Raw genomic sequence first — 8068 nt, forward strand, 5'->3', positions numbered from 1 at the left:
TCCTGTCAAGTTTTCAAAGATCGTCCCTGCCTTGAAGCTCTCTGCCTCAACGCTCACTCATATTACCATGAATGAACTGTTCTGTCAACACTTTTTTCAATATTTTTTGAATATTTTTAGAGGACAGTTGAAGCGGGTTCTTGGCCTCAAAGCTTGTTTATACTACTCCTCCTGATCCCTTTCCGTCAAGAAGAAATTTGATTTTTTTCTTGTGGATGGATCTATGAAGTTCGTTTGTCCTGCGTCTTTCTCAACGCTTGCTTATCATACTTCTTTTTTAACTATCTGTCAACTGTTATTTTGATTACTTTTCAATATTTTTAAAGGACAGAATAAAAAATCGGAATTCCTTCCGATTCATTAAAAGCCAAATAAGTGGATTGCAATGTTTGAAAAAAACTCAATCATTTGATTGCGAAGCATACTGATTGGCCCAGAAATCAATCCGCTCCAAAGCAGTGCAAAAAACAAAAGATTCGTCCACCATGCCCCATTATTGATTTTATAATAGAGATCATCCGGTAAAAAGCTCCAAAGGATCTTTGCCCCATCAAGAGGAGGAATCGGAAGGAGATTGAAAATCCCAAAACCAATCGACATTGAAGCCGTCACTGCTAAAATTTGCGATAAAAGCTGACCAATGCTCCCAATGAAAAAAGTTGGAGCGAATCGAATCATTCCATAATAAAGAACTACACAAAGAAAGCTCAGCATAAAATTAGCAAGAGGGCCAGCAAAGCTTGTCCATATGATCCCACTTTTTGGGTCTTTATAATATCGAGAGTCGATGGGTACGGGTTTTGCCCAACCAAATCGAAAAATCAACAAGCTAAACAAGCCTAGCCAATCAATATGCCGAAAAGGATTGAGTGACAATCGTCCAGCCTCTTTTGCGGTTGGATCTCCTAGCCAATACGAAACGAGTCCATGTGCCATTTCATGAATACTCATGCTCAAAATCACGGCGATCAATAAAATGAAAATAGACTCTAAAGACATCGAAGAAGTAAACATTATACATTAAACCTAAAATGCATAACGTCACCATCTTCTACTACATAATCTTTACCTTCTAGGCGAAGTTTACCAGCTTCTTTGATTGCATGTTCACTTTCTAATTGATCGATATCATCAAATTTATAGACTTCCGCTCGTATAAATCCCCGTTTAAAGTCTGTATGGATCACTCCTGCACAGTCTGGCGCTTTCATTCCTTTTTTGAAAGTCCATGCCCTACACTCATCTTCTCCGGCTGTCAAGAAAGTGCATAAGCCTAAAATATGATACGCTTTTTTGATCAATCGATCTAAACCCGATTGAGGAAGACCTAATTCTTCTAAAAACAGCGCTTTTTCTTCTTCATCTAAGGAAGATAGTTCTTCTTCCATCTTAGCGCATAGAGCGACGACTTCGCTATTTTCTTTTTGCGCATATTGTAAGACAGCTTGATAAAAAGCGTTGTTTTCTGGATCCATGACTCCTTCTTCATCCATGTTCGCTACATAAATAACAGGCTTCATCGAAAGCAGATTATAGTTTTTTAAAATCAAAGTTTCATCTTCTGTGGTTTCTAAAGAGCGAGCTGGCTGGCCGGACTCGAGATGTGGTTTTAAGCGATTCAACAATGCCATTTCCATCTTTGATTCCTTGTCATTTGTTGTTTTTGATTTTCTTTCCACTTTCGAAATGCGATTTTCGATCGTTTGAAGATCAGCTAGGATCAACTCTAAATTAATGATTTCAATATCGCGGATCGGATCGATCGAAGATTCGACATGCGTGATATTTGGATCTTCAAAACAGCGTACGACATGACAGATCGCGTCCGTTAATCGAATATTGCTTAAGAATTGATTCCCTAATCCTTCACCTTTTGAAGCACCTTTTACCAAACCGGCTATATCTGTAAATTCGAAAGTCGTATAGATCGTTTTTTTAGGATGAAACAACTCAACCAAACGATCGATACGATGATCTGGCACTTCTACGACTCCAACATTTGGTTGGATCGTAGCAAAAGGATAATTGGCGGCTTCAACTTGTGATTTTGTGATGGCGTTGAACAATGTCGATTTCCCAACATTTGGTAGTCCAACAATTCCTGCAGTTAATGACATATTTTTCCTTCCTATGATTCAAGAAGAGCGTCTATTCTTCAACAGACGCTTTCTTAACGATTCGTTTTAACTTTTTTTCAAATTTTTGTCGCGGCATCAAAACGCTTGAACCGCAACCTTGACATTTGATTCGAATATCTGCACCCATGCGTATGATCTTCCATTCCTTGGATAAGTGGCATGGATGTTCTTTTTTCATTTCGATGATATCATTCAGCTCATACTGAATTGGATCCATTTTCTCTTTCCCGCCTTTCATATGCATCTAGCGTATTAGATAATAGCATACAAACTGTCATCGGACCAACTCCTTTTGGAACCGGTGTAAGCACGGAGGCGACTGATTTCACTTGTTCAAAATCGACATCGCCAACTATTTTTCCATCTTTACGGTTGATTCCAACATCGATGACTACGGCTCCTTCTTTTACGAATTCTTTCGTAACATAATTTGGTTTACCGATGGCTACGACTAAAATATCGGCTTCTTTACAAATTTGCTCTGGATCCTTTGTCTTGGAATGTACCGTTGTTACTGTGGCATTCTTGTTTTGCAGCAAAAGAGCGATTGGCTTGCCCACTAAAATAGAGCGCCCCATCACTACGGCTTTTTTTCCGCTTAGATCCTCCATGCCGATTGAAGAGAGCATCTCCATGATTCCTTTTGGAGTACATGGAACAAATCCTTTTTCTTGCAGAAGTAGCTTCCCTGCATTGCTTGGTGTTAAACCATCTACATCTTTTCTTGGATCGATCGCATTGACTGCTTCTTTTTCATTTAAGTGCTTTGGAAGCGGCAGCTGTACGAGAATACCATCTACATCTTTATCTTCATTACATTTTTGTATTGTATTTATGAGATCTTCTTGGGAAATATCGCCCTCTAATTGAATAATGGCTACTTCCATCCCAACACTTTTGCAGGCTTTCTCTTTTGAGAGGACATATGATTTGCTCGCTTCATTATCATCGCCAACTAAAATAACAGCCAGCATTGGAATCCGTTTCTCTTGGTCTCGCAAAGCATCGATTTTTTTCTTCATACTTTCTTTTAAATGATTCGCTAATGTATTTCCATATAAAATTTCCATTTAGAACAACTCCTCGCTATTTAAAACTATCGTGACTGGTCCATCGTTCGTCAATTCGATTTTCATATCTGCTCCAAAAATCCCTGTTTTGGTCGTCACATATTTTTGGCATTCTAGATTGAATGCTTCATACAGTGGTTTTGAAAGGATCGGCTTAGCCGCTTTTATAAAACTTGGCCGATTTCCTTTTTGCAGTCCGCATATAGCGTAAACTGTGAAATCGAAAGGATTTCCCCACCTATATCTAGTAAAGAAAGATTCATCTTATCCTCTTGATCTGAAAAAATTCGTAGGTGGACGATTTTCTTGACCATCTTTTCGATTTCAATTTGGGTATCGTTCGAATCAAATCCAACAAAAACTAAAAGGCCTTTTTTTATCTTTCCAGTATATTCTTCATCCACTTGGCATGAGGCGCTCGAAACGCGCTGTATCACCGCGATCATTTATTTTCCTCCAATAGGCAAACGCTCATCGCGACAATGCCTTCTTTTCTGCCTACAAAGCCTAGTTTCTCTCCGCGGGTTGCTTTGATCGAAATGGCTTCGGTAGAGCATTCTAAAGCGTTTGCGATGTTGATTCGCATCTGTTCGATATAGGGGGCCATCTTAGGCTTTTCGGCTAAAATCGTAGCATCGATATTACCAATCCTATATTGGTGTCTAAACATTTTCTTTTTGACTTCCTCTAAAAGCAGAATACTCGATATTCCTCTATATCTAGGGTCCGTATCAGGAAAATGGGAACCTAGATCCCCTAAAGCTAAGGCGCCTAAGATGCATTCTGAAATGGTGTGAACTAAAACATCGGCATCTGAGTGCCCATCTAGACCATATTCATAAGGGATTTTTACACCTCCTAGAATAAGGTCCCTTCCTTCTTTTAAAGGGTGTATATCTATTGATTGTCCTATCCTCATGTTCTACCTCATCAAACATTATCATTATAACATTCAAGCAAAAAAAAAGCTTGACTAAATAGCCAAGCTTATCTTTGTACTTGAATATATTGAGGAAGACCAAAGTTTTCTAGATAGGCTCCCGCAATGACTGTTTGCCCTTCATAGTTTCCATGAACGGCTTGTCCATCGCCGATATAGATCGCGATATGATCGACTCCTCGTCCACCGTTGTTATAGTAAATCAAATTTCCGGCTTGAGGGGTATCCGTATAATATCCATATTGGTCAGCATATTGATCAGGCCATAATTGATAAGCATCGCTCACACCTGCACCCGCTAACGCTTGTTGTACAACTTGTGTACACCATTGTCCATCTGTTACGCCTACCAATTGCTTAGCACTTTCCGCAATACTTGCATTTAAATCTGCATACGGATTCGAAGGTGTCTCTTCTACAACTGGAGGAGTCACTTCTTCTGGCGCAGGAGCTGGTGTTTCTTCTACAACTGGAGGAATCACTTCTTCTGGCGCTGGAGCCGGTGTTTCTTCTACAACTGGAGGAGTCGCTTCTTCTGGCGCTGGAGCAGGTGTCTCTTCTCCAACTGGAGGAGTCACTTCTTCTGGCGCTGGAGCTGGCGTTTCTTCTACAACTGGAGGAGTCAATTCTTCTGGCGCTGGAGCTGGCGTTTCTTCTACAACTGGTGTAGGAGCTAAAATAACTTCATTCGTTGTAGTTTCTTCAACAGGAGTCGTTTGTGTGTTCGCTTCTTCTGCTGGTGTAATTGGGGAAATTACCTCTGCTGGTTGTTGTGTTTCCACAACGGGAGCTGTTTCAACGACTGGTGCTGCTTCCACTTCTTGAACTGGATCCACATTCTCAACAGGAAGGGCCGAGGCCACTTCAGCTGGGGCTGCCACTTTCGACGCTTCATCTTCTACAGCTGATTTACTAACTTCTGTTACTGTTTCTTTCACATTTCCAACAATATTGGAAGAAACACTAGCAGCAACTGCTTTTTCAGTTGTATCTTCATCGACAGTTCCATCTTCTTCAGAAAAATAGTAATTTTTTCCTTCGATTTCTTGCCAACCTTTTGCAACTGTAGTGTCCGAATTGATATATTTGTCTCCATGCCAACCTGGTTGAGTTTCCATCGCATAAACTGTAGCAACTACTGGAAAACAGGATGCTACACATAAGACAGCAGCAACTTTTTTACCATTATTTTCTATGAAATTCATTACTTACCTCCCCTTTTTTCCGAATAGCTTAAAATTCATACTTAGAATATCATGATTGAAGGGTGATTTCAAACCTTTTTTTAACTTCGGTAAAATTTTGTAGCTTCAACACGATAACGTAATGATAAACTATATTGTACTAACATGTAAAGAACAATACTCAAAAAAAAGAGCCTGCATTGAAAATTATGCAGACTCTTTTAATGGTTTTTTAATTATTTCGTTTTCTCGATAATCTCGATAAAGCTATCTGGTTTTAGACTAGCTCCACCAATGAGCGCGCCATCAATATCTTCTTGAGCCATATACTCTACGATATTTCCTGGCTTCACGCTTCCACCATATTGAATACGAACAGCATCTGCTGCTTCTTCTCCTACCATGTCTTTTACAACATCTCGAACAAGCTTGCAGCAATTTTCAGCAATTTCAACAGATGCGGATTTACCTGTTCCAATCGCCCAAATTGGTTCATAAGCGATCACGATATTCTTATATTCTTCAGCAGGAATATCTTTGAGCGAACCATTCAATTGAGAAGTGATCACATCTTTAGTTTTCCCCGCATCGTATTCCGCTTCTGTTTCACCAATGCATAAAATTGGCGTGATTCCAGCTGCCAATAATTTTTTAGCCTTTTTATTGACAGTTTCATCTGTATCACCAAACATTTGACGTCGTTCACTATGACCAATGATGCAATATTTTACACCAAGCTCTTCAAGCATAGGGACACTTACTTCGCCCGTAAACGCTCCAGAATCTTCAAAATGAACATTTTCTGCAGCAACGATCAAGTTCTTCGCTTCGTCAAGAGCCGTTTTTAAATCCGTAAAAGGAACACCTACGCCATAAAGGCCTTTATTTGTTTTTGCGACTGGATCAACGGCTTCAAAGAACGCCTTCGTTTCGGCGTTATTCTTGTTCATTTTCCAGTTTCCAACAATAATGATATCTCTCATGATCTTACCTCTTTACTTTTCTGAAATAACAGCGATACCTGGAAGAGTCTTTCCTTCCATATATTCAAGAGAAGCACCGCCACCAGTAGAAATATGCGAGAATTTATCCTGGAATCCTAATTGGATCGCAGCAGCAGCAGAGTCACCACCACCAATTACAGTGATCGCGTCTGGAAGTTCCGAGATCGCTTCGCAAACAGCCAAAGTACCTTTTTCAAAGTTAGGCATTTCGAATACACCCATTGGACCATTCCATACAACTGTTTTTGCGCCCTTTAAAGTGTCTTTGAACAATTCGATCGATTTAGGTCCGATATCAAGACCCATCCAACCTTCTGGAATATCGCCTTCAACAACTTTGATGTTGGCGTCATTCGAGAATGCGTCAGCGATCACGTTATCGACAGGAAGTACGATCTTTCCTTTTCCTTTTTCAAGAGTGTCTTTTGCAAGTTGGATCTTATCCTCTTCAACTAAAGAGTTTCCAACGTTTTCTCCCATCGCTTTCAAGAATGTATAAGCCATTCCTCCACCTACGATAACTTTATCCGCTTTCGCAAGCATATTTTCGATCACGCCGATCTTATCGGAAACTTTCGCTCCACCGATGATTGCTACAAAAGGATGTGCTGGTTCATCGACAGCTTTTCCTAACATATCTACTTCTTTTTCAACAAGGAAACCAAGTCCGTTTTCTGCAATATTACTTGGGATACCTACAGTTGAAGCATGTGCGCGGTGTACAGAACCAAATGCGTCTTCTACGAATACATCACCTAGGCTAGCCCAATACTTACCAAGTTCTTCATCGTTTTTGCTTTCGCCTTTTTCATAACGAGTGTTTTGAACGAGTAAGATCTCACCATCTTTAAGATCCGCAACATCTTTTTCAAGTTCAGGTCCACGAGTAACTGGGCAGAATGTTACTTTTGTACCAGGAAGAAGCTCAGCAAGACGAGCACCTACAACATCCAAATTGTTTTTTGCTTTATCTTCTTCGGTTTTTACTTTTCCAAGATGGGACATTAAGATCACTTTCGCGTTGTTCTCCAACAAATATTTGATTGTTGGAAGAGCTTGAATGATTCGATTGTCATTCGTGATTTTTCCATCTTTACGCGGTACGTTAAAGTCACAACGAACGATGACTCTTTTACCAGCAACGTTAAGATCCTTGACAGTTTTCTTTGCCATTATTAATCCTCCTATGAATTATAAATCGGATATATTATACCACTCTGAAAAAAACATGACTACATCAATTGTGGTATTTTTCACAAATGAAAGCATTAACAAATAGAGAAAAACAAAAAAGGATCTATAAAAGATCCAATTTTACTTATGATAATTCCGATTCGCATCGATCATAAATGCTCGGTAGATCTGCTCTAGAATAAGAATACGCGTCATCAAATGCGTAAAAGTAAGATCTGAAAGCTTCCAGCGATGATCAGCCCGCTGCGCTAATTCTTTTGAAGGCCCTAAACTTCCCGCAATCACGAACACGATCGATTTCCCTTCATCCCTTAATCTCTTCAGCCGCTTGGAAAACGATAAACTATCGTCCATAGTTCCATGTAAATCAAGTAAGATCACAAAATCAGAAGGTTTCAACTTTTCTAAAACCGGGAGTTTTACAGTTTGCAAAAACATAAGCCCCTTTTTCTTAAAATGTCCCATATAATATCAATCTCTTTTTCTTCTGGATACTTATTTGCTTTTTTTTCTCCTCTTTCGTGACAATGTCCTCTCA

The 8068-nt window shown here is 39.6% G+C and carries 9 protein-coding genes and 1 pseudogene; all 10 read right to left on the reverse strand.

From position 1 onward, the window contains the following. Nucleotides 1–360: 360 nt before the first annotated feature. The 10 genes and pseudogenes from BO225_RS10110 to BO225_RS10155 all read right to left on the reverse strand — a co-directional run bounded on the left by BO225_RS10110 (nt 361) and on the right by BO225_RS10155 (nt 7968). Nucleotides 361–1014: a site-2 protease family protein gene (locus BO225_RS10110; protein ID WP_076342105.1), complete on the reverse strand. Its 654-nt coding sequence runs from the start codon at nt 1012–1014 to the stop codon at nt 361–363. After that, a complete protein-coding gene (gene ychF, locus BO225_RS10115; protein ID WP_076342106.1) occupies nt 1014–2117 on the reverse strand; it encodes a redox-regulated ATPase YchF in 1104 nt (367 codons plus the stop codon). Before ychF ends, BO225_RS10110 begins: the two co-directional genes overlap by 1 nt. Nucleotides 2118–2148: 31 nt before the next feature. Then, on the reverse strand, nt 2149–2355 hold the full coding sequence (locus tag BO225_RS10120; protein WP_076342107.1) for a DUF951 domain-containing protein: 207 nt from the start codon (nt 2353–2355) through the stop codon (nt 2149–2151). Continuing rightward, nucleotides 2336–3208, reverse strand: coding sequence for a bifunctional methylenetetrahydrofolate dehydrogenase/methenyltetrahydrofolate cyclohydrolase FolD (gene folD, locus BO225_RS10125; RefSeq protein WP_076342108.1), 873 nt, complete (start codon nt 3206–3208; stop codon nt 2336–2338). Before folD ends, BO225_RS10120 begins: the two co-directional genes overlap by 20 nt. Then, a pseudogene (gene dtd, locus BO225_RS10130) lies at nt 3209–3654 on the reverse strand (D-aminoacyl-tRNA deacylase). Next, nucleotides 3651–4127, reverse strand: coding sequence for a 2-C-methyl-D-erythritol 2,4-cyclodiphosphate synthase (ispF, locus tag BO225_RS10135; protein WP_076342109.1), 477 nt, complete (start codon nt 4125–4127; stop codon nt 3651–3653). Before ispF ends, dtd begins: the two are co-directional and overlap by 4 nt. Nucleotides 4128–4195: 68 nt before the next feature. Beyond that, the gene (locus BO225_RS10140) at nt 4196–5266 is read right to left on the reverse strand and encodes an NlpC/P60 family protein (RefSeq protein ID WP_233120325.1); all 1071 of its coding nucleotides are present in this window, start codon (nt 5264–5266) and stop codon (nt 4196–4198) included. A gap of 302 nt (nt 5267–5568) precedes the next feature. Continuing rightward, on the reverse strand, nt 5569–6315 hold the full coding sequence (tpiA, locus tag BO225_RS10145; protein ID WP_076342111.1) for a triose-phosphate isomerase: 747 nt from the start codon (nt 6313–6315) through the stop codon (nt 5569–5571). 12 nt (nt 6316–6327) lie between these two features. Beyond that, nucleotides 6328–7509: a phosphoglycerate kinase gene (locus tag BO225_RS10150; RefSeq protein ID WP_076342112.1), complete on the reverse strand. Its 1182-nt coding sequence runs from the start codon at nt 7507–7509 to the stop codon at nt 6328–6330. Between the two features lie 141 nt (nt 7510–7650). Then, nucleotides 7651–7968, reverse strand: a complete 318-nt coding sequence (locus tag BO225_RS10155) for a 23S rRNA (pseudouridine(1915)-N(3))-methyltransferase RlmH (protein WP_233120326.1) — start codon at nt 7966–7968, stop codon at nt 7651–7653. Nucleotides 7969–8068 lie beyond the last annotated feature (100 nt).

Origin of the sequence: Dubosiella newyorkensis (assembly GCF_001945605.1) — a bacterium.
GTDB classification, from domain to species: domain Bacteria; phylum Bacillota_I; class Bacilli_A; order Erysipelotrichales; family Erysipelotrichaceae; genus Dubosiella; species Dubosiella newyorkensis.

Bases quoted from the DNA above. Each gene is read 5' to 3' on its own strand.
- BO225_RS10110 (WP_076342105.1), bottom strand. From the start codon at position 1,014: ATGTTTACTTCTTCGATGTCTTTAGAGTCTATTTTCATTTTATTGATC.
- ychF (WP_076342106.1), bottom strand. From the start codon at position 2,117: ATGTCATTAACTGCAGGAATTGTTGGACTACCAAATGTTGGGAAATCG.
- BO225_RS10120 (WP_076342107.1), bottom strand. From the start codon at position 2,355: ATGGATCCAATTCAGTATGAGCTGAATGATATCATCGAAATGAAAAAA.
- folD (WP_076342108.1), bottom strand. From the start codon at position 3,208: ATGGAAATTTTATATGGAAATACATTAGCGAATCATTTAAAAGAAAGT.
- ispF (WP_076342109.1), bottom strand. From the start codon at position 4,127: ATGAGGATAGGACAATCAATAGATATACACCCTTTAAAAGAAGGAAGG.
- BO225_RS10140 (WP_233120325.1), bottom strand. From the start codon at position 5,266: ATGGAAACTCAACCAGGTTGGCATGGAGACAAATATATCAATTCGGAC.
- tpiA (WP_076342111.1), bottom strand. From the start codon at position 6,315: ATGAGAGATATCATTATTGTTGGAAACTGGAAAATGAACAAGAATAAC.
- BO225_RS10150 (WP_076342112.1), bottom strand. From the start codon at position 7,509: ATGGCAAAGAAAACTGTCAAGGATCTTAACGTTGCTGGTAAAAGAGTC.
- BO225_RS10155 (WP_233120326.1), bottom strand. From the start codon at position 7,968: ATGTTTTTGCAAACTGTAAAACTCCCGGTTTTAGAAAAGTTGAAACCT.